14 protein-coding genes are annotated in these 21553 nt (G+C 41.7%); 6 read left to right on the forward strand and 8 right to left on the reverse strand.

The features are described 5' to 3' along the window. The first annotated feature begins 19 nt into the window (after nucleotides 1–19). On the forward strand, nucleotides 20–2149 hold the full coding sequence (gene ligA / locus IPJ09_18430) for an NAD-dependent DNA ligase LigA (GenBank protein MBK7373373.1): 2130 nt from the start codon (nucleotides 20–22) through the stop codon (nucleotides 2147–2149). A 391-nt stretch (nucleotides 2150–2540) separates the two neighbouring features. Here ligA and IPJ09_18435 read toward each other — a convergent pair whose 3' ends face one another. Next, entirely contained in the window at nucleotides 2541–3773 is a 1233-nt protein-coding gene (locus IPJ09_18435) for an MFS transporter (GenBank protein MBK7373374.1), read from the reverse strand. A 132-nt stretch (nucleotides 3774–3905) separates the two neighbouring features. Here IPJ09_18435 and IPJ09_18440 point away from each other — a divergent pair, with 132 nt between their 5' ends. The 4 genes from IPJ09_18440 to IPJ09_18455 all read left to right on the forward strand — a co-directional run bounded on the left by IPJ09_18440 (nucleotide 3906) and on the right by IPJ09_18455 (nucleotide 7144). After that, on the forward strand, nucleotides 3906–5045 hold the full coding sequence (locus IPJ09_18440; protein MBK7373375.1) for a galactose mutarotase: 1140 nt from the start codon (nucleotides 3906–3908) through the stop codon (nucleotides 5043–5045). Beyond that, the gene (locus IPJ09_18445; protein ID MBK7373376.1) at nucleotides 5026–5901 is read left to right on the forward strand and encodes an alpha/beta hydrolase; all 876 of its coding nucleotides are present in this window, start codon (nucleotides 5026–5028) and stop codon (nucleotides 5899–5901) included. The genes IPJ09_18440 and IPJ09_18445 overlap by 20 nt, the downstream gene beginning before the upstream one ends. Nucleotides 5902–5911: 10 nt before the next feature. Beyond that, nucleotides 5912–6343, forward strand: a complete 432-nt coding sequence (locus IPJ09_18450; GenBank protein ID MBK7373377.1) for a VOC family protein — start codon at nucleotides 5912–5914, stop codon at nucleotides 6341–6343. 153 nt (nucleotides 6344–6496) lie between these two features. After that, nucleotides 6497–7144 carry a hypothetical protein gene (locus IPJ09_18455; GenBank protein MBK7373378.1) on the forward strand — a complete coding sequence of 216 codons (648 nt, stop codon included), beginning with the start codon at nucleotides 6497–6499 and terminating at the stop codon, nucleotides 7142–7144. 49 nt (nucleotides 7145–7193) lie between these two features. Here IPJ09_18455 and IPJ09_18460 read toward each other — a convergent pair whose 3' ends face one another. Both IPJ09_18460 and polA read right to left on the reverse strand, forming a co-directional pair. Next, a complete protein-coding gene (locus IPJ09_18460; GenBank protein ID MBK7373379.1) occupies nucleotides 7194–8477 on the reverse strand; it encodes a sulfatase-like hydrolase/transferase in 1284 nt (427 codons plus the stop codon). Nucleotides 8478–8818: 341 nt separating this feature from the next. Then, nucleotides 8819–11605 (reverse strand): DNA polymerase I, encoded by a 2787-nt coding sequence (gene polA / locus IPJ09_18465; protein MBK7373380.1) that lies wholly within the window; start codon nucleotides 11603–11605, stop codon nucleotides 8819–8821. A gap of 200 nt (nucleotides 11606–11805) precedes the next feature. Between polA and IPJ09_18470 the strand changes: the two genes are divergently transcribed. Continuing rightward, complete coding sequence (locus IPJ09_18470; GenBank protein ID MBK7373381.1) at nucleotides 11806–13152, forward strand: FAD-binding protein; 1347 nt, start codon at nucleotides 11806–11808, stop codon at nucleotides 13150–13152. A 40-nt stretch (nucleotides 13153–13192) separates the two neighbouring features. Here IPJ09_18470 and IPJ09_18475 read toward each other — a convergent pair whose 3' ends face one another. The 5 genes from IPJ09_18475 to IPJ09_18495 all read right to left on the reverse strand — a co-directional run bounded on the left by IPJ09_18475 (nucleotide 13193) and on the right by IPJ09_18495 (nucleotide 21550). Further along, nucleotides 13193–13594, reverse strand: coding sequence for an SRPBCC family protein (locus tag IPJ09_18475; GenBank protein MBK7373382.1), 402 nt, complete (start codon nucleotides 13592–13594; stop codon nucleotides 13193–13195). A 105-nt stretch (nucleotides 13595–13699) separates the two neighbouring features. Then, nucleotides 13700–15211, reverse strand: a complete 1512-nt coding sequence (locus IPJ09_18480; protein ID MBK7373383.1) for a SusD/RagB family nutrient-binding outer membrane lipoprotein — start codon at nucleotides 15209–15211, stop codon at nucleotides 13700–13702. 36 nt (nucleotides 15212–15247) lie between these two features. Beyond that, the gene (locus IPJ09_18485) at nucleotides 15248–18364 is read right to left on the reverse strand and encodes a SusC/RagA family TonB-linked outer membrane protein (GenBank protein MBK7373384.1); all 3117 of its coding nucleotides are present in this window, start codon (nucleotides 18362–18364) and stop codon (nucleotides 15248–15250) included. A 250-nt stretch (nucleotides 18365–18614) separates the two neighbouring features. Further along, complete coding sequence (locus IPJ09_18490) at nucleotides 18615–20831, reverse strand: adenylate/guanylate cyclase domain-containing protein (GenBank protein MBK7373385.1); 2217 nt, start codon at nucleotides 20829–20831, stop codon at nucleotides 18615–18617. Further along, nucleotides 20828–21550, reverse strand: a complete 723-nt coding sequence (locus tag IPJ09_18495) for a tetratricopeptide repeat protein (GenBank protein MBK7373386.1) — start codon at nucleotides 21548–21550, stop codon at nucleotides 20828–20830. The genes IPJ09_18490 and IPJ09_18495 overlap by 4 nt, the downstream gene beginning before the upstream one ends. Nucleotides 21551–21553 lie beyond the last annotated feature (3 nt).

Here is a 21553-nt window from a genome sequence, read left to right on the forward strand (position 1 = left end):
CAGGCCAAACCATTCCAGCATGCCCACACTATCAAATCAAAACATAGTCTTAACACAAGACCTCCTTCATGTACCCTCTGATCACCTTTTAGACCGGGGTCGTCTATGTTACGATCAACTAAAGACTGTCCTTCAATTTCATGAGCATCGCTACTATATCCTCAATGATCCCCTGATCAGCGACTTTGAGTATGATCAACTCTATAAAAAACTGGAGTATATTGAAGAGAAACAGCCTGAATGGGTCACCAGCGATTCACCCACACAACGGGTGTCTACCGATTTGAGCACTGATTTACCTACGGTAGCCCATTTGGTTCCGATGCTGTCACTCGCCAACTCTTACGACGAAGCGGATCTGTTGGAGTTTGATACCCAGGTGAAGAAATTATGTAAGCTCCCCAATGAGACCAAAGTGACCTATTGTGTAGAGCCTAAATATGACGGCGGCAGTATCGCGCTCATATATGAGGATGATATGCTGGTGAGAGCAGCTACTCGTGGCAATGGGGTCCAGGGAGAAGAGATGACTCCCAATGCCCGGGCCATTCGCACCATACCGCTGAAAGTGCCTTTTAAGAAAATGGGCATCGCCAGGGCAGAGCTGCGGGGTGAAGCTTTGATCCGTAAGGATAGTTTTATGAAGATCAATCTTAAACGCACCGAAGATGGCCTGGCACCCTTTGCCAATGCACGAAATGCAGCCACCGGGGGCCTTCGCACTAAAGACTCGCAAGAGACCTCCAGGAGAGGGATCGAAGCGGTGATCTACCAGGTAGGCTACCTTGAAGATGCCTTTGGACAAGAGGTGAAAAAGTTTACAACCCATGATGCAGGTATACATGCGCTGGACAAAATGGGATTTAAGGTGCCTACCATTGAGTTTAAAGTATGTCAGGGTATTGGGGAAGTGGTTCAGTTTTGTCATCAATGGCAGGACCAACGGGATGATTTTTATTATGAGATTGATGGTATGGTGGTCAAAGTAAATGACATCGCTCAACAAGAACAATGTGGCTATACCTCCCATCACCCACGCTGGGCCATCGCCTTCAAGTTCAAAGCAAAACAAGCCACCAGCCGATTGATCAATGTAGAATACCAGGTAGGTAAAATCGGCACTATCACTCCGGTAGCCAAACTCGAACCAGTACAGGTGGGGGGGGTCACTGTATCTTCAGTATCCCTGCACAACGAAGATTTTATCAATGCTAAAGACCTGTATCTTGGTGATATGATCATCGTGGAAAGGTCCGGTGATGTCATACCTTATATTGTAAAATCTCTGCCGGAATACCGTAAAGGAAATGAGGTTAAAATAGTTTTTCCCACCTATTGTCCTGTAGGAGCCACTCATGGAAAATCGGTCAAGCTTATTCGGGAGGAAGATCAGGCATTTTGGATCTGCCCTGATTGCCAATGTGGTGCGCAGGATCTGGAGAAATACATCTTTCATGTATCCAAAAACGCGATGGATATCGAAGGTTTCGGCCCTTCTATCATGGAGCGATTTGTACGACAGGGGTGGATTCACAATCTGGCAGATATCTATAGACTTGACTACGATAAAATATCCACGCTGGAAGGATTTGGCAAAAAATCTGCCATCAAACTCCAGGAAAACATCGAAAAAGCTAAATCCAATCCAATCCAACGCCTACTCCACAGCTTGAGTATCCACCACCTGGGAAAGCGTGCATCTCAACTCATCGCCGAGCGGGTGCAATATGTCCTGGATCTAAAAGACTGGACAGAGACCAATTTTACAGATATTCCTGAAATCGGTCCGGTGGTGACCAAAAATGTGATGGACTGGTTTGCCGATCCTAACCATATCAGCATGTTGCAAGAGATGGAAACCCTTGGTGTCAATATGTATCAGACTGTCGAAGACAAACCCAAAGCCATCGCTGCTGATGCGCCACTTGCTGGTAAGACCATATTATTCACAGGCAGCCTGACTAAAATGACTCGCGATGAAGCCCAGGAAATGGCGGAGAAAGCGGGTGCAAAAAACATTAGTGCGGTGAGTGGCAAGTTGGGTATCCTTGTCGTCGGTGAAAATGCGGGTAGTAAATTGGACAAAGCGAAAGCACTGGGAACTGTGGAGATCTGGACGGAGCAAGAATTTTTGGATAAGGTGAAGTAACAGATTTGAGCGAAAAACACATATCCAAAAACTACCATAAACTTCAGCAAATTTCGAAGTACAAAGTATCCTTAGTTTTCTTAGTGGTTAAAAAAAAACTCAGAAACAAAACAAACTTAGTTCCTTAGTTTTCTTAGTGGTTAAAAAAGAACTCAGTAATAAACAAACTTATGTTCCCAAACCTTAGGGTAAAAAAACTCAGAAACAAAACAAACTTAGTTCCTTAGTTTTCTTAGTGGTTAAAAAAGAACTCAGTAATAAACAAACTTAGTGTTCCTCAAAAACCTTAGCGGTAAAAAAACTCAGAAACAAAACAAACTTAGTGTCCTTAGTTTTCTTAGTGGTTAAAAAAGAACTCAGTAATAAACAAACTTAGTGTTCCTCAAAAATCTCAATACTCCAGTTTCTTCAACTTAGGAGCCTTCCACCAGGTCATGATCACCACGATCAAAGTCATACTTCCTCCAAACACTACCGAAGGTACGAGCCCCAGGAGTTTACCTGCCACCCCGCTTTCAAACTGACCCATTTCATTGGAAGAACTGATAAACATAGAATTGACGGACATGACCCTGCCTTTGAGTTCGTTGGGGGTTTTTAATTGGGCGATGGTGCCCCTTATGATGGTGCTGATGCCATCCAGCATTCCGCTGAAGAAAAGTGCTACAAATGATAGCAAATAGGATTTTGATAAACCAAATACGATGATTGCCGCTCCGAATCCAGCCACCGCATACATCAGGATCTTGCCTTGATTGCGTGCCAACGGTCTTAATGTGAGGGCAACTATGGTGATCATGCTACCGATATCACTGGCAGCATTGAGCCAGCCGAAGGCTGAGGGCCCTACATTTAATATATCTTTGGCAAATGCCGGCACCATAGCCACCGCTCCACCAAATAATACCGCAAATAGATCCAAGGTCATCGCAGCCAAAAGATCCTTGGTTTTATAGACAAACCGAAGTCCCTCTTTGACGCTTTCCAAAGTGCCGGCTCGGACAGCGGGATTGGATATAGGTAGCTTTTCGAGGCGTGAAACGATCAAAGCTGCTGTCAGCACAAAAATAAAAGATATTAAGGATGCTCCCTCTACTCCTGACAAGGCAATCAACAATCCACCAGCTGCATGGCCGGTAATAGCAGAGATCAGAAAAACCCCACTGTTGATCGTAATCGCATTGGTCAGTCGTTCGTAAGGTACTATTTGAGCCAAAATAGATACAAAAGATGAACCGGAAAAGGCTCTGATACCTCCAGTGATAAATATCAACCCATATAATATCAGAATCCATTGTTTTTGCTCCAAATGATGCTGTACCAAGTGAGTAGTCAGCGTGAAAATCAAAAGGAATGTGAACGCATACAGTCCCAGGGAGACTTTAAGGATGGAAGTTCGCTCCCTGGTATCGATCACATGCCCGGCATAAAGTGCCAAACCCACTGCAGGAATCACCTCTGCAAGTCCTACTAAACCTATCGCAAGCGGATCCCGGGTCACTTCATATAGCCACCAGGCTACGATGGTCGACATCATTCGCAAGCCAGTGATAAAAAATAACCTGCCGAGTACAAAGTATTGAAATTTTTTGATTCGCAGCGAAGCGAAAGGGTCGTTTTGCATGATGCAGCCCCAAAAGTACTCAGGAATTACAATCTACCAGGCCAATCTTTAAAAATATTAAATCTAATATATTAAATGCTGCTATCTGTACCTACCTTTTTTATATCTTCGACCCGGATAATTTTTAAAGATATGGTTAGGAGCATTACTAGATTAATTGTCATACTAGGTATGGCGGTTTCATTCATTCATTGTAAATCAAAGGAATCATCTAACATGACTGCTTCAACTGAACCATCGCAGCTTAAAAAAATAATCGTTTCGCCTTTTGGCACCATTGGCACGGATAGTATAAGCCTATTTACTTTAAAGAACAATCAAGGGATGGAGGTAGGGATCACTAATTATGGTGCAACGCTTACTTCCATCATTACTCCAGACAAAAACGGTGTGGCCGGTGATGTGCTTTTAGGGTTTAATTCGTTGAATGGTATTTTGCAGAAAGGCAATCCATTTTTTGGGAATATTGTCGGCAGATTTGCTAACAGAATTGCCGGTGCCAAGTTTATCCTCAATGGGAAGACTTATCCTTTGGCAGCCAATAATGGCAAAAACACCTTGCATGGCGGGCTCAAAGGGTTTGACAAAGTCATATGGTCTGTTAAAAATATGACTGACAGTTCCATCACGCTGACTTACTTCAGTAAAGATGGCGAAGAAGGTTTCCCTGGGAATTTGACTGCCAGTATCGAATATTCATTATCCGCCGACAACGCTTTAAAGCTGGATTACATGGCTACGACAGATGCTCCGACTGTAATCAATCTCACCAACCACAGTTATTTCAATCTGTCTGCTGGTGTTGACAGCAATGTTCTTAAGCAAGAGCTATCAATCAAGGCCGATCTTTATACGCCTGTCAATGACGAACTGATACCTCTGGGAAAAAATATGCCTGTGGCCGGTGGTCCGATGGACTTTATGGCTGCCAAAGCGATAGGCCGTGATATTGACCAGGTAAAGGGTGGTTATGATCACAATTATGTTTTGAATGCAGGAGAGGGAGTAGCTGCCGAGGCATATGATCCCACTTCCGGCAGGGTCATGAAGATGTACACTACTCAGCCCGGCGTACAATTTTACACCGGAAATTTCCTCAATGGGGGTCATGCAGATACCAAAGGAGGCAGGCGCTATGGTAAACATGCCGGATTTTGCCTGGAGACTCAGCATTTTCCTGACTCACCCAATCAACCGCAATTTCCCACTACGACTTTAAACCCTGGTGAAACCTATCACCAAACTACAGTATATGCTTTTGGGGTCAGGTAAAACCCTCGTCTTCTATTTGTGGATAGGGTTGATATTTTCCTGCCAAACGAAGTCCATACCGATGACCGGAAGTATACTAGCCGGAGACAAGTCTACAATCGCTTATAAAAAGTCAGGTCATGGAGACACGACGCTTTTATTTGTTCATGGTTGGTGTATCAATAAAGACTACTGGCAGTACCAATTTGATTTTTTTGATGATCGATATACAGTGGTAGCCATCGATCTGCCAGGTTTTGGTCAGTCTTCAAAGCAAAGAATCTCCTATGATTTTGATCAATATGCTGACGATGTCATACAATGCATTGACCAGCTGGCCTTGAATAAAGTCATCCTGATTGGCCACTCTATGTCTGGTGACATCATTCTAAAAGCCGATACCAAGCCTAGCTCAAAAATAGTCGGCATCATTGGTATTGATAATTTACATAGCCCTGGTGGTGAGCAGGACAGTACTTCAAAAGCCAATGCAGTAGCCTACTTCGATTACATGTTGGCTCAATATGATTCTGCTGTGATCAATGGTGCTAAACCCTATCTTTTCCAACCCACTACTCCTGATTCTATCATAAGCAGGGTGATGCAAGATATATTGGCGACTCCTGCCGCTTTATCTGTAAATGTATTACGTGCTTTAGATGATATAGGCCAGCAGGAAAAAAGTCTTATGCGACAGCTTCATCATCGCCTGGTATTGGTCAATAGTGATGTTTCTCCGGTGGCGCTGGATTCGCTCAATGCTTATTGTGCCAAAGGGGTCAAATTGTTCACGGTGCATGCTACCGGCCATTACCCGATGATAGAAAAACCCGGTGAGTTTAATAGGGCACTGCAACAAGCCATTTGGAATCAATAAGCTTCATATTATGCCAGAGAAAGTAGCTCTTCAATTTTCAAAACTTCAGCATATAGGGATACCGGTGAGCAATGTTGAAAAAACGATCCAGTTTTATCAATTATTGGGCTTTGAAGTAGCCATGGATCGGCCCTTCGACCACGACGAAGGGGCAGGCAGATGTGTCATGATGCAACGGGGGGGTATAGTAATGGAGTTTTACCAATTGCCCGGTACTGCGGTAGCACGTGACATTATCACCCGGGGCGACGGACATATTGATCACCTCGCATTTGATGTAAACAACATCGATCAGGTATATGATGAAATTAAAAAGGCAGGATTTGGGCCGCTGCAACCTGCTCCGGTATTCTTAGACTTTTGGGATCACGGTGTAAAGTTTTTTCACATTCTCGGACCTGACGGTGAACGATTGGAGTTTAATGAAATACTACAAAATTGAATCAATCTACTACTGATAGGGATTTTATATCCAACACCGGGAGCCACAATATTTACATGTAATTCGTTTTTACCTTGTTTAATAATTGAGGGAGTCTGGACACACCTTGATTTAGTATAAGTCTGAGTATTAAATTAATATTATCCTGTTACCATGAGCCAAAATAAAGAAGCCATCCAGTGGAGAAATCAAATCGTCAATTTGTTTTCGGTTTTTATTGGAGTTTATATCGCGTTTGCTTTAAATAAATACCAGGCAAATAATGATCAGGCACGATTGCAAAAACAATATCTCACTTCTTTAAAAAATGACCTGGTCAAGGATCTTGACCTGATCCAAACGGATATTTTGCAACTTGATACACTGAAATATAAAAATACCAGGCTCATCAGCTACAGTCAGGATCAATTTGACCCAAGTGATTCTTTAAATTATTTTATCACCGGCATTATGGTACAAACTATATTCCATCCCAACAATTTTACTTTCCTGTCTTTACTGCATTCGGGTGATCTGACTCATTTTGCAGATGTGGACTTTATCAGGGACCTCACAGAGCTATACAATGGACAGTATGCTTCTATCCAGGAACTGGATGCTATTGGTGTAAAAAGTATGCAGGATCAATTAGTTCCTCTGCTCATCCAGGGATCAGGACTGACTGATAAGACGATGAAGGGTGCTTCTTTTACTAACCTGGTTACAGTGTTTCAAAGCTGGAATGATCAGAAACAGAGGACATATTATAAAGCTAAAAATTTGATTGAAAAGATATTGCCGGAGATCGATAGAAAATTATAGTTATGTGAATTGGAACTCGTTTTAGTCGATGCATCGACAAATTGGTCTTTTAAAGTCCGGCTTTGATCACTTTTAGTTGATCATAGTTTTGTTGATCGATAGTAGTCAGTTGGCTGGAGAGTAGATTTGTATTTTCAAAAGGATCTGTAATGAGGTTGAATAAATATTCTGTACCATTCTCCAGATGGATCAATTTATAGGTTGTATTTCTGATAGCATAGCCATCACTATCGGGTGCGGACTGTCCGAATTGTTCCGTAAATGCAAAGGTCCTTTTTGCGGCGCCGGCATCAGAAAGCAACGGGCTGATGCTGATACCGTCCTGGTATTTTGTATTGATGTCGCCTGCGATTTCTGCAAAAGTCGGAAACATATCTTGTGCTTGAACTAAGGCAGTTTCTACAACATTTTTCCTGGTGATATTTTTGCCACTAATGATCAACGGCATATTGACTCCTCCCTGAAAAAGTGTGCTTTTAGTTCCGTTTGATTTATACGGATTTTGCGCCACTCTGATAGGGGTACCATTATCTCCCAGGAATACAAATACGGTATTCTCCCTTTGAGTAGCAGTCAGGGATGCAATCAAGCGGGCTATTTCCCTGTCCATAGCCTCAATCGAAGCCAGATAATATGGATAGGGGTTGGCATTGATCAACATTGGGTCATCAGACAAGGATTGATTTGAAATCAGACTTAACGGAGGTCGATGGAATGGAGTATGGGGTGCGTTGAATGCGAGCCAAAGAAAGAAAGGTTTAGTTTGTTGTTGTATCCAGCTTATCGACTGGTTGACCATATGAGTAGTAGTATAGGTGGTTATATTTTGTTGTATCCCTCCGCTAGTCTGAGTCCAGTTATAATAATCTTGTACGGCTCCTGTAAATATTCCCGAATAAAATCCTATGCCAAAATTCTCAGGAGCAGAAAGTTGAGTCCCGGTGCTTAGGTGCCATTTTCCTATCAAAGCGGTAGCATATTTATCCGGGGTTTGAGCATTGATATACTTTTGAACGATGACCTCTGAGCTTGACAACGTAGCCATAGGTTGAGTTTGTACTCCACCTACCCCTGTACGGAATGCATACTTACCGGTCAGAAGAGAAGCCCTGGTCGGAGCACAAACCGGATTGACCCAGCAGTTGGTAAAAGTAATTCCGGTACTTGCCAGGGAGTCCAGAGTAGTCGTGATGGCCTTGGTACCACTTATCCCCGGGTAATGGCCAAACACATCCCATCCCATGTCATCCGCGAGTATAAAAATGATATTGGGAGATGTTGCGCCGGTGCCAGGAATGTCATCGATGGAGCTATCAAATTTTGTGCAAGCCAAAAATAATACGGCTGATAAGGCAATTGATCTGAAAAAGTAATTTGTAGCCTGTCTTGTCATATCGGGTTATGATTCTAAATTTTAATTATGATCATTAGACTACCTATCAACTCAAATGTTTAATGATAGGCATAATTCATATCCACGTAATTTTGAAATTGATCGCCTGGGTTATATTTTTTCGAATTCAGCCTCAATTTTTAAATTTGACCGATCCTATTACAAAGAGACACAGGAATAGATCCATATAATTATCAATGATTCAGTCACATATATACATTATTTCTAAAGAGACTCAAAATGAAAAGCTTAGATACAATTAATATCATGCTTACATGACCTCAATGAGCATCCAACCAATTGTCCCCGCTTCCCATCTCGACTACGATCGGTACGGTCAGTCCGGGTATGGCTATTTTCATTTCATGTTCTATGACAGGTTTGATACGCTCAAGCTCTGTTCGCAATACATCAAATACCAATTCGTCATGCACCTGCAGGGTCATCACTGATTTGAATTGTTCCTTTTTTAGTCTTTCATGAAGTTTGACCATGGCCACTTTGATCATATCGGCGGCTGAGCCCTGGATAGGTGAATTGATCGCATTTCGTTCTGCTTGTCCTCTAACGGTGAAGTTGCGTTCATTAATTTCTGGCAGATATCGTCTGCGACCTAAAAGCGTCTGCACATACCCATGCTTTTTAGCAAAAGCGATAGTGTCCGTCATGTATTGTTTTATTCCCGGAAACTGGGTAAAATAATTATCGATGATCTCTTTAGCTTCCCCGCGGGATATATTCAATGTCTGGCTGAGGCCAAATACAGATTGACCATAAGCAATGCCAAAATTGACCGCCTTGGCTCGTCGACGCATTTCTTTGGTTACTTCTGCAGAGGGGACATTAAATACCTTGGATGCCGTAGCCGTATGGATGTCTTCTCCTGCCTGGAATGCTGCCATCATATTTTCGTCCTTGCTAATGTCTGCGATGATCCGGAGCTCGATCTGAGAGTAGTCAGCGGACAGGATGATATGCTCTGCATCGCGTGGAATAAAAGCTTTACGGATTTCCTTGCCTCGGTCGGTGCGGATAGGTATGTTTTGCAAATTGGGATTGATAGAACTGAGTCTGCCTGTAGCTGCAATAGTCTGATTAAAAGTCGTATGAAGTCTGCCTGTGCGATGATTGATCAGGGCAGGAATAGAATCCACATAAGTTGACTTAAGTTTGGCCAGCTCCCGATAATTGACGATTGCATCGATGATGGGATGTGCGTCTGCGAGTTTGGACAAGGTGTCTTCGTTGGTTTGATATTGACCTGTTTTTGTCTTGGGTCCGGTATAAGGTATTTTCATGCGGTCAAAAAGGATTTCCCCCATTTGTTTGGGCGAATCCAAATTAAACTGAGCTCCTACCTGTTCGAATATTTTTTCTTTGATCTCAGTGAGTTCTACACCTAATTGATCGGAATACTCCTTGAGAAAAACTGCATCCACCTGGACTCCCTGCCATTCCATTTCCTGCAAAGTCTCCACAAGAGGCAATTCAACTTCATGGTAGAGTTTGGTCAGTTCCTTTTGACTGAGCAAAGGGTCAAAAACTTTTTTAAACCTAAAAGTGACATCAGCATCTTCTGCGGCATACTCTGCTATTTCTTTAAGTGCAACCTCAGACATGGACTTTTGCCTTTTACCTGCTTTGCCTATTAAGGCTTCTATGGGCACGGGAGTATATTGTAGGTAGGTCTCTGCCAGAAAGTCCATTTTGTGTCGTTGATTGGCATCGATCAGGTAATGGGCGACCATCGTGTCATAGAATGGGGCTTTGATCTCTACCCCATATTGTCTGATCACCTGCCAGTCAAATTTGATATTGTGTCCGATTTTGGTGATGGTCTCACTCTCTAAAACGGGCTTGAACCTGAGGACGATCTCTTTGGCTTGATCAAAATCAATAGGAACAGGCACAAACCAGGCATCGTGGGCCTGATATGAAAAGGACATCCCGATCACATTCGTATCGATCGAATCCAGCCCGGTCGTCTCTGTATCAAAGGCGATTTCTTTTTGTCCCAGGAGGAGCACCACCAAAGATTTGTGTTCTGCCTCATTCTGAGCGATATGATAGGTATGAGGTGTATTGGCTATGGTATTTGCAGCTTCGATTCCGTCATCCATGGAGTCGGATTCTTCAGTAATATCTTCAAATAGGGTAGGAGTGGAAGAAGGAGCTGCTTTGCGATTGACGCTGAATTCATCACCAAACAATCTTTTTCCGATCGTGCGAAACTCCAGTTCGGCAAATATCGGAGAAAGCACCTCCCGGTTGGGTGCTTCCATCACCAAGGCATTTTCGTCCAGGTCAATGGCGACATCCGACACCACGGTAGCAAGCCTTTTGGATAGAAAGGCATTTTCTTTTCCCTCGAGCAGTTTGTCTTTTAATTTTCCTTTGACCTCATCGATTCGCTCATAAATATTTTCTATAGATCCAAACTCTTCAATCAGTTTGACTGCAGTTTTTTCACCGACTCCGGATACGCCGGGTATATTGTCCACGGCATCACCCATAAGCCCCAATAAATCGATAATCTGAAGTGGATCCTGTATCGAAAACTTCTCTTTGACTTCTTCTATTCCGAGTATTTCTGCAGGAGCTCCCTGTTTGCCGGGGCGATACATTTTGACTTTATGATTGACACATTGGGCCAGGTCTTTATCCCCGGTCATGATGAATACATCGAAGTCCTCTTTGGCTGCTTTGGCTGCCAGCGTAGCGATGATATCATCTGCTTCATAACCCTCCATGTCGTAATAGGGAATATTCATCCCCTTGATGATGTCTCGGATCCAGGGATTGGCATCTTTGATGGGCTGTGGAGTTTCCTCCCTATTGGCTTTGTAGTTACTGTATTCTTGTTCGCGAAGGGTCTGTGATGAATGATCAAACACGACGGCGATATGCGTTGGCTTTTGCTTTTCCAGAACTTCCATCAAGGTGATAGTAAATCCATAGATGGCAGAGGTATTAAATCCTTTAGAGTTAACGATCGGGGTGCGGATAAATGCATAATAGGCTCGATAGATCAATGCATATGCGTCCAGAAGGAATAGCTTTTTGCTCATAGGGCAATATTAGGAAAAAATGGCTGGTCGGGGGGAAATTTTGGGATCTGATTACATTTCACTTTATACAAATTGAGTTCTTAATTCCATTATAACTTTCTTCGCAAAGTTAAAAAGGGTTGAATTTTTCAGCCCTTTTTTTGTTTAAGCAAGCCTCTGGATAATATTTTTTATCTTCAATCGATTAACAAATCAGGTACATGAAAAGAAAAGATTTTATCCATCATGCTGCCATGGCGGCTGCCGGAAGTATGTTATTACCTTTGGCTAATTGTAAAACTACTCCCATGGTCATAAGAAAAAACTGGGCCGGCAACTATCAGTACCAGGCTAAAAATCTGTACACGCCTCAGACAGTCGAAGAAACACAGTCCCTGGTAAAAAAACTTTCTACTCAAAAAGCATTGGGTTCCTGTCATTGTTTTAACGATATCGCCGACAGCCCTTTGAATCAGATTTCAACTGCAAATTTAAACAAGTTGGTGTCTTTGGATTCCACTGGCCGATCAGTGACTGTTGAGTCTGGAGTGAGATATGGTCAGTTTGCCCCTGAATTAGATCATTTGGGGTTTGCCCTCCATAACCTGGCTTCCTTACCCCATATCTCAGTGGCTGGAGCAGCTTCGACGGCTACTCATGGCTCTGGAGTCACCAATGGCAACCTGGCTACAGCGGTCAAAGCATTTGAATTTATCTCGGCTGATGGCGCTTTGCACCAACTCAGTAAAGAAAAAGATGGCGAAAAATTCAATGCTATGGTAGTTGGTCTCGGGGCATTTGGGATCATCACTAAAGTGACCCTGCAAGTAGAACCAACTTACCGGGTGCGTCAGGATTTGTATCAGGACCTACCCCTAAGTTCATTACAGGAACATTTTGATGAAATCATGTCATCCGGATATAGTGTCAGTCTTTTTACAGATTGGCAAAATAAGGCGATCTCCCAGGTATGGATTAAGAGAAAAGTGGAGAGTGACACTAAAGATCTTGGACTGGATTTTTTTGGAGCGAGAGCAGCCACTAAAAACTTGCATCCCATCACCAGACTATCATCGGAAAACTGTACCGAACAAATGGGCGTGGCCGGCACCTGGTACGAAAGACTACCTCACTTCAAAATGGGATTTACACCCAGCAGTGGAGAGGAGCTGCAGGCGGAGTTTTTTGTCCCTCGTAAAAATGCAGTCGATGCCATTATAGCATTGGAAAAAAAAGGAGATCTCATCTATCCTCAATTGATGATCACTGAGATCAGAACTATCGCTGCAGATGATCTATGGATGAGCACGGCCTATCAACAAGATTCAGTCGCCATCCACTTTACATTAAAACAAAATATACCGGAGGTCATGGCCTTACTACCAATCATTGAAGCAGAGTTGGCACCATTTGGCGTAAGACCACACTGGGGTAAATTATTTACAGTCGACCCCAAAAGCTTACATGCCAGGTATCCAAAATATGATGAGTTTCTTGCTCTGGTCAAAGAATATGATCCCAAAGGCAAATTTCGAAATAAGTACCTCGACCTGAATATTTATGGTTGAAGTGGGAGACGGTCAACAGCATTTCATGTTCGCATTCAGCTTAAAGCGCTTCTATATTTTTGAATAATAGTCCGTGTTGTTTGCGGAAGATTCTTTCTATAATTGATTTAATGGGTAAAGGCGATTTAACAGTGATATTTTCGTCAATCACCGTGAAATCATCGTCTGCTGAAAGTACGTAGACCATTTCAATTTTAGTCAACTTCATAACAACCGCTTGCATAAGTATTAAGTTTTTAGCCCGGTAGCTTTCAATGGTCACAGGATAGGTAAATGAAACAGGGATGATGCCCCATCTTATATACTCATGTACGAGATATTTTTGATGGCCGATCTCGTCTATTTTTGAAATCAACGGGTGAACAGAAGCAAATTTTTGCATGTCAGTCAGATAATCATATACGAAGTCTGCTTGTTTTTTAATTCTAAATGATAATTTCATTGTCCAGGGAAAAATGGTTGCTCACCTTATGGTATAAAGATAGCCATGTAATAAAAAAGGGATCCATTATCGGATCCCTTTTTGGTTGATTTTACAAGCTAAAAATTATTTTTGAGTAAACCACATCTCTTTGGTATGATAGTCGATGTCTGCTCCACCCAATTTGTTCAGAGTTTCCAGATTCCATACATATTCGGAGTTGTATCTGGGTCTCATTCGATATGCGGGTTTGCCATTATTGCCACTATACAGTATTGCAGGAAGTTCGAATCCGGTATATACAGCAGGATCATAATGATATCTTCTCATGTCTACCCAGGTTTCAACCGACCCCAATACCCATTGTGATATATATTTTTGCAACATAATGTCACTTAGTTTGAGATCAGCAGCGGCCTGAGGGACAGCAGCACTCGTCATATAAGCGTCTCGATTGGCGGCACTGACTTTACAAAAATCCATATGAGCTATAATTCCTTTTTTGAAAGCATCATATGCGAGAGGCTTGTCTCCTTTAATAAAAGCTGCCTCTGCTTTCATAAATTGTAATTCAGAATAATTCATAATCTGGTGATCCGCATTGTCCTTAAATATATAGATACCAGGTTGCGAAGCAACAGCTAAAGTCGGAGCTCCTCCCCACAATAAAGGTATCCTTTTAGGATCATTGGTATTGTTGGTAGAGTCTACTTTGGTCGGAGTGACTCCGTAGAATTTGCCATCTGGGCTAGGTGCCAGCATTAACGAAATTCGTGGATCCTTTACCCCTTTGAAAGTGGTACCATCCAATAGCCCTACAATAAATTTAGTAGGTCTGAAATTAGCCAGGTTGTTCCTCGTAGGTCCATAAAAATTACCATCAGAGGAACTGGTACCCGCATGAGGAACAGCAAAGTTATCCGCATTGGAGGTAAAGGATTTATCTACGTACTCGATGACTTTGGCTGGATCATAGGTCGATTTATTGGTCAATCGATGTGCATTTCTGGCCAATACTCCATATACAAATTTTATCCATTTTGCTCGATTTCCTTTATATACAAGATCACCTCTGCCTAAGGAAGCTTCATCTACTGCAGCTCCGGTTTTGTTGAGGTTGTCCAATGCGAGATTGGCCACTCTCACAACCTCAGCATATACTTCATCCTGGGTATCGTAGTCAAATACATAGCGGTTGGGTTCCCAGGCTTCTTTGAGAATGATTTCTCCATGCTGATCAGTGGTGCGCTGCCAACTCCATGCGCGGATAGCCAGGGCTGCTCCAACATAATCCCATTGTTCTTTGGCTGTTGCATCGTCAACTATAAGGTCTACATTTTTACCAATAGACCAATAATGGGATCTCCAGATTTCTCCTGCGGCATCACTTCCAGCGGCATAACCATGTTGATCCCAGATATTATTTGCTGTTCTGGTACACCAATTTTGGGTATATGCGCCTACGTATCGGGTATCAAAAGACTCTCCCCTTGCCATCTGTGAAAAAATAGGTGGCAGTATAGCAAAACCCTGAGCTACCTGTGGATTACGCGGATCAAAATTGACATCGAGGTATTTTTCACAAGATGTCAATAGCAGTATGAATAGTATAAAAACTGAATTATATATGTTTTTCATGATTTTTAAGTTATATCGTTTTATAAATCATTTTTCTTATAAGCCGAGATTAACTCCAACGGAGAATGTTTTAGGCAAGGATAATTTACCGTAATCAAAGCCGTATCCTCCAGCTCCTCCTGTCGCAGGTGTAGTGCTACTTACATAAGGATCTGCGCCACTATAATTGGTAGAAAGGAAGAGATCTGTTCCATTGACAAAAACACCCAGTGATTTGAAAACACCCGATCCCTTCAGCATACTAGCTGGGAAATCATATTTTAATGTAAGATCTCTGAGTCGGACCCAATTAATATCCCTCTCCACAAAATCCTCTGGTTGGATAGAAGTGGTATAATATGTAGATGAAAGATTGCGATCTATAGCAATGGTATTGACAGTTGGATTTTCAGATTCTTCTTTACCATCCTTGAGTACTCCCTTAACTACAAACGGTGTCTCACGGTCAAGTGTATTTAGACTTAAGCCTGATCTGGTTAGATAAAAAGCATTTCCATTAAATATATCTCCCCCCTTTCGGATATCTACCAGGAAAGATAGACTTAGATTTTTATTAAGTGTCAATTTATTGACCAAACCGATTGTAAAGTCTGGATTTCTATCTCCTATAGGTAAAAAATTGGCATTGGAGAGTGGTAATCCACTCGTAGCATTGATTAGCACATCACCTTTGCTGTTTCTCAGATAGCTAAATCCACCAATTGCAGTTGCAGTACCAGCACCGCGACTATTTAAGGGGGCATAAAATCTGTTTGTTGGAGAATTAAATCTTGCTGCTAAAATGTCTGCCGGGGAAAAAGCACTAGCTCTGGCATTGTCATAGACCCAGGTATCAGAATTATAATATTCACTTACTTGAGCGGGGAGAGATACTACTTTAGTCGCGTATGTTGTAAAATTGACATTGAGATTCCAGTCAAATTTATTATTTCTGAATGGATTCAATCCCAGCTGAACTTCAAATCCTTTTGTATTAAGTTCTCCTCCATTTAATAGCCCGAAGATGAACCCTGTTCCATAACTGAGCCGTTGGGTGACGATCTGGTCTACGATGCTTTTTGAAAACCAGGCCAGATCCAGATTAATCAGTCCTTTGTAAAATGAAAAATCTCCTCCAATCTCGTAGCTACTCACAGTCTCAGGTTTGAGCGCAGGATTGTCACCATAGAAGTCAAATAGAAATCCTCCACCAGTAGAGGTTTGAGGTACCAATCGGGCCTGGATTTGATAGGCAGGAGCGGGGTTACCCACCTCAGCATAGGATGCCCTTAATTTGGCAAAGGAAAGTACCCTGTCATTGTCCTTAAACATAGGCAGACTGGTCAATAAAAATGAGACACCCGCCGATGGGTAAAAATAAGATCTGTTAGAAACCGGCAAAGTCGACGACCAGTCGTTTCGTCCTGTAAGGTTGAATATCAGGAGGTCGTTGAGGTTGATTTCAGCCTTAGCAAAAGCGCCTAGAAGTCGAGTTCTTTTCAGATTGCTTTTGCCTCTTTGAGTAGTTGGACTGGTATTATTTATGCTATTAAAATCAGGTAAGAATAAATTTTCACCATAGGTAGCATTGATATCAGATTCTCTATCATCTATAGAAGTACCCACTAAAAGCGAACCGCCGATTTTGCCAACTTTCTTCTTTAAAGTTGCAAATATATTTCCATTGAGGATTCGACCGTCGTCACTATAGTTTTCAATAAATCCTTTTCTCGCATTAGCTATCACAGACTCCGGGTGATAAAAACGATTGCCCAACGAACTGTATATATCTGCTCCCATCCTTGCTGTCACTGAAAACCAGGACAGTGGGTCATATGTTAGAGATACATTGGATATGGTGCGGTTGGTATTATCAGTCCGTTTGTTTTTATTTACAAGAAATAATGGATTATCCAATTCGCTTGAAGGGCTGAGCGATGTTGTTTGCTTTCGTGTGCCATCCGGATTGAGGTAATCAGTGATGTCTATATATTGTGGGTAATTCAATACACTAAGCAGATACCCGTTTGCTCCCCCAGGAGGTATAAAAGAATTATTGCTGATATAATTTAATCTCGCTGATCCTCGGAGATTTTTCAATAATTGAGCATCCATGTTGAGTGCTACATTGAGTTGTTTTTGTCCTGATTCTGGGATCACACCTTTGGTGTCAAAGTATGATCCGGAAAGCCTATAAGTTAAACTTTGAGTACCACCATCAAAACTCAAGTCATGTCGGGAGTTAGACCCGTTTTGGTAAAATGCTCCGATATTATCATACAGTTTGGTACCTGCAGAAATTTTTTCTCCAAAAAAGCTTGAGGTTGCGAGATCATTTTTACCATTTAGGCCACGTGCATAGGTGGTTTGGGTTTCAGGGAATAAGTTGATGGCTGAAGTGGTAAAACGATTGCTATAATTAAGTCGCCCTGAACCTACTTTGCCTTTTTTTGTGGTAATAAGGATGACCCCATTAGCTCCTTCATTACCATACAATGCTGCAGCTTCTGGGCCTTTGAGTACGGTTATATTTTCGATATCATTAGGGTTAATATCCGTCACTCTGTTGGCCACATCATCTCGATTGTTGGTCACATTACCTGCTACACCAGCGCCGTCAGAATATAGATTGTGAGTATCAAAAGTTCCGCTGTTTATGGGTAGTCCGTCCACTACAAAGAGTGGTTGATTGCTGTTGCCGATCGAGTTGACACCTCTTAAGGTAATATTGATGGATGAACCTGGTATACCACTGGTTGGTGTGAGTGATAGGCCAGCCACCCTTCCTTGTAAGCCCATCACAGCATTGTCACGCTGTGTCTCTTGCAATTCTTTACCACCAATACTTTGAGCCGAATAACTTAGGTTCTTCCGGTCTTCTTTGATACCTAAAGCAGTTACAATCACCTCAGATAATATCTTGACATCGGAATCCATAATTACATTGACCACTGATTTTCCGAGGACTGCCACTTCCTGGTTTTCCATCCCGATATAGGAGATCACGAGGATATCATCAGCATTGGCAGTCAATTGATAATAGCCTTCTATATCGGTTACAGTTCCGTTGAGGGTGCCTTTTACCTGCACGGCAGCACCAGGCAAAGGCTCTCCATCTTTGTCAGTCACTTTGCCCGAAACAGATTGGGCTTGGACCATACTTGTAAAAGCCATTGAAAGAAATACACCCATACATAAGGTATATACTTTTGAAGTACGTAAAAAATATAACATATAATTTGGTTTTGTTTTCTTGAGAAGATTGATTAGTGTCAAATAAAGATAATAAATTAATATTTAGAAAACGATTGAGGGTTAATAACTGTGAAGATATTATTAACAAAATTTTTTTTTCAATTGGAGAAAATGGAAATGTAGTGATTCAAAGGACACCTCTAATAATTAAAAAAATTATCCCGTCCACCTATTTATTATCCATAGTAATACTGTTGGTGAATTCTTCCGGATTCACTATATACTGCTCGCATTTTTCGATGTAGATCGCAGTAGTCACATCTTTGGGATGGTCGATCTGGTATTTTTTAAATAATTCAAGAGCCTGGATAAAGTCTTTCTGCATAAACGTAGCGTGTGCTTCTTCCCAGAGAGAGATGGCCGGCTCAAATAAATGTCTATTAGCTTTCATGCCCACTAATTCAAAAATACCGACAGATTTGTTTTTACCCTGTACCTGGGTTTCCGGCATTGATCTGAATAGGAAGATATCTGACTTGCAGTAGTTTTTGGTAAACTCAGATACAAGAATATTGACATTAAAGTGTTTGGTCAGTCCTTCGATTCTAGATCCGAGATTGACAGAGTCTCCGATGGCAGTATAGTCAAATCGTTTAGTAGATCCAATATTGCCTATGGTCATTTCACCTGTATTGATACCGATTCCAATTTTCAAAGGCCCATAACCTTCTCCTATTAAATATTGGTTGACTTCTTTGAGTTTTTCAATCATTTCCAAAGCTACTTCACAAGCTTCGTCGGCATGATCAGAAAACTCGAGTGGAGCTCCAAAGATTGCAAAGATGGCATCGCCAATAAATTTGTCAATAGTGCCTTCGTGTGCAAGGACCGGTTCCGACATTTCTGAAAGATATTTGTTGATGATACTGACCACCACCTGGGGGTCCATGTTTTCAGAATATTTGGTAAATCCCCGGATATCAGAAAAAAGGACAGATAAGATTTTTTTAGTACCTCCCAACATGAGACTCTTGGGGTCTTCGATGATTTTGTTGACTACTGTTGATGATACATAGGTGCCAAAAGCGTTTTTAAGCTGTCGTTTTTGTTTTTGTTCGGTAAAATAATTGTAGGTATTGGTGACGATGCCTGTGATGGCGGTACCAGTCATCAAGGCTACAATAGGTATCATTAAATTAAAATTCACAAAAAGTGGGAAAATCGCATAAAACTGAGAAATCAATAGGGCACCAAGTGTCAGCAGAGCATAAATTGGTTTTACATAAGTAAATAATAGAGAGGTAAGAAAACCAATCAATAACAGTATCGGGATAAACCGGATTAGGCTTATCTCTTTTAAAAAAGATTGATTGACGATATTAAGGAATGCATTGGCATGCACTTCTACTCCAGGAAGACGGGTCTCTGTTTGAGGGACGGTCTTGATATCTTCTAACCCGGAAGCACTGGTGCCAAGAAAAACAATTTTATTTTCAAAAAAATTAGCAGGTACGAGTTGCTTCAGGAGCTTATAATAGGAGATTGATCTTATGTTTTCGCTGCTGCCCAACCAATTTATTCTGAATCCTCCATCTTTATTGAGGGGGATCGACATGCTGTCTGTGATATACAATCTGCCGTCTTTTAAAATGATCTCCTGGTCACGAACACCCATCAAGTCCAGAATCATGTAAAACGGAAAATTTGCTATCAGGCGGAGGCTATCTTTGCCGATACTATCCACTTTTGATAAAATCTGATAACTGCGTAAGACTCCATCAATGTCCGAATCTGTATTGATACTTCCGATAGCTTTGGCATATTTACTAAAGGCATCTATCGGCAATTGTGGCTGCCCAAACTGAGGGAAATTAATATTTTTATCTAATCCTGTTTTAAAATATCTTAAGTATTTCTCAGAACTGAAATTGGCCATTTTCATTTCGGGGTCGCGCTCTTCGTATAGGCTCAAATAGACATTTTGAGCACTATCGATAGCAGTTGAAAGCGCCTGATCAGTACTGAGAGCACCAAGCACGTGACTGCCGTCATTGATCCCTTTGGCTTCTAAAAAGGAATTATATATGGGTGGCAGACTATCTGATTCGGTATATAAAAAGTCTATTCCAATAGCATAGGGATTGCCAGATGAAATATATTTTAAAACTTTTGCATCATAAAGCCTTGGCCACATTTGTACCCGGCCAAGTTCTTTAATGCTGGCATTGTCTATATCGACAATCACTATATCCTCCAGTGAAAACTGAGTATTGTGCTTATTTACACTCCTGCTTTTAAAAGCCAGATCATAAATAGAATTCTCGAGCTTTTTTACAGGACTTCCAACCAACCGGTCACTTATCCAGATAACTAATAAAGTGACTGCAATACTGAGAGCAGTTAAAACAAAAATCCGTAAAAACTTAAATAATTGCCTTTGACTCAATGGACAGCAGGGAATTTGGCTAATACGGATTCTGCTTGTACACGCAATTCGTCATTGCTATATTTCAGAATAAATTGTTCGAATAACTCTCTGGCTTTGACCTGATTGTTGATCCTCAAGTATGAATGGCCCAGCGCGAAGGTGGCATATTTGGCCATTTCGCTCATGGGTTGCTGATCAAGAAAAGTCTTAAAAGCATAAACTGCTTTGACAAAATCTCCTTTTTCATAATAGGTGGAAGCCTCGTCAAAAGTGATTTCTTTATCTTCCTTCCAATAGAGCTGATCTGGATTAAGCATAGTGTCCGCTTTGGCTTTGGACCTTCTGATACCCCCTTCCTCTGCACGTTTTGATTCGGTGGCTGATCTGAAAACTTTTTTGAATCCTGTAAAAACCGACTCGTTTTGTGCCAGAGCCTGACCACCGCTTTGACTAAAAAGGTCTTTTACCGCATAGGTAGCAGAAGGTTCTATAGAAGTCTTGGCTCCATTAGACCACAGTATTTCTACTACGGATTTAGGGGCAGTTTTAATGTATTGATTAGCATACAATACAGTATTGATTCCGACAGGTGTAGTGACTTGGTCATTGGTCAACTGGGCTTGTCCTTCGAGATAGGTGACCTTGCCGAGTTGTGATTTGCCTACCTGGGCATACACACTCACGGAGAACACACACAAAAAGAAAGCAAAACAGGTAATTAGGGATTTGCGTTTCATGAT

It is taken from the genome of Saprospiraceae bacterium (genome assembly GCA_016709995.1).
GTDB lineage: Bacteria > Bacteroidota > Bacteroidia > Chitinophagales > Saprospiraceae > JADJLQ01.

Coding starts and splice junctions, on each gene's coding strand:
- IPJ09_18450 (MBK7373377.1), top strand. CDS start 5,912: ATGCCAGAGAAAGTAGCTCTTCAATTTTCAAAACTTCAGCATATAGGG.
- IPJ09_18440 (MBK7373375.1), top strand. CDS start 3,906: ATGGTTAGGAGCATTACTAGATTAATTGTCATACTAGGTATGGCGGTT.
- IPJ09_18475 (MBK7373382.1), bottom strand. CDS start 13,594: ATGAAATTATCATTTAGAATTAAAAAACAAGCAGACTTCGTATATGAT.
- IPJ09_18470 (MBK7373381.1), top strand. CDS start 11,806: ATGAAAAGAAAAGATTTTATCCATCATGCTGCCATGGCGGCTGCCGGA.
- IPJ09_18435 (MBK7373374.1), bottom strand. CDS start 3,773: ATGCAAAACGACCCTTTCGCTTCGCTGCGAATCAAAAAATTTCAATAC.
- IPJ09_18455 (MBK7373378.1), top strand. CDS start 6,497: ATGAGCCAAAATAAAGAAGCCATCCAGTGGAGAAATCAAATCGTCAAT.
- polA (MBK7373380.1), bottom strand. CDS start 11,605: ATGAGCAAAAAGCTATTCCTTCTGGACGCATATGCATTGATCTATCGA.
- IPJ09_18495 (MBK7373386.1), bottom strand. CDS start 21,550: ATGAAACGCAAATCCCTAATTACCTGTTTTGCTTTCTTTTTGTGTGTG.
- ligA (MBK7373373.1), top strand. CDS start 20: ATGCCCACACTATCAAATCAAAACATAGTCTTAACACAAGACCTCCTT.
- IPJ09_18445 (MBK7373376.1), top strand. CDS start 5,026: ATGCTTTTGGGGTCAGGTAAAACCCTCGTCTTCTATTTGTGGATAGGG.
- IPJ09_18480 (MBK7373383.1), bottom strand. CDS start 15,211: ATGAAAAACATATATAATTCAGTTTTTATACTATTCATACTGCTATTG.
- IPJ09_18485 (MBK7373384.1), bottom strand. CDS start 18,364: ATGGCTTTTACAAGTATGGTCCAAGCCCAATCTGTTTCGGGCAAAGTG.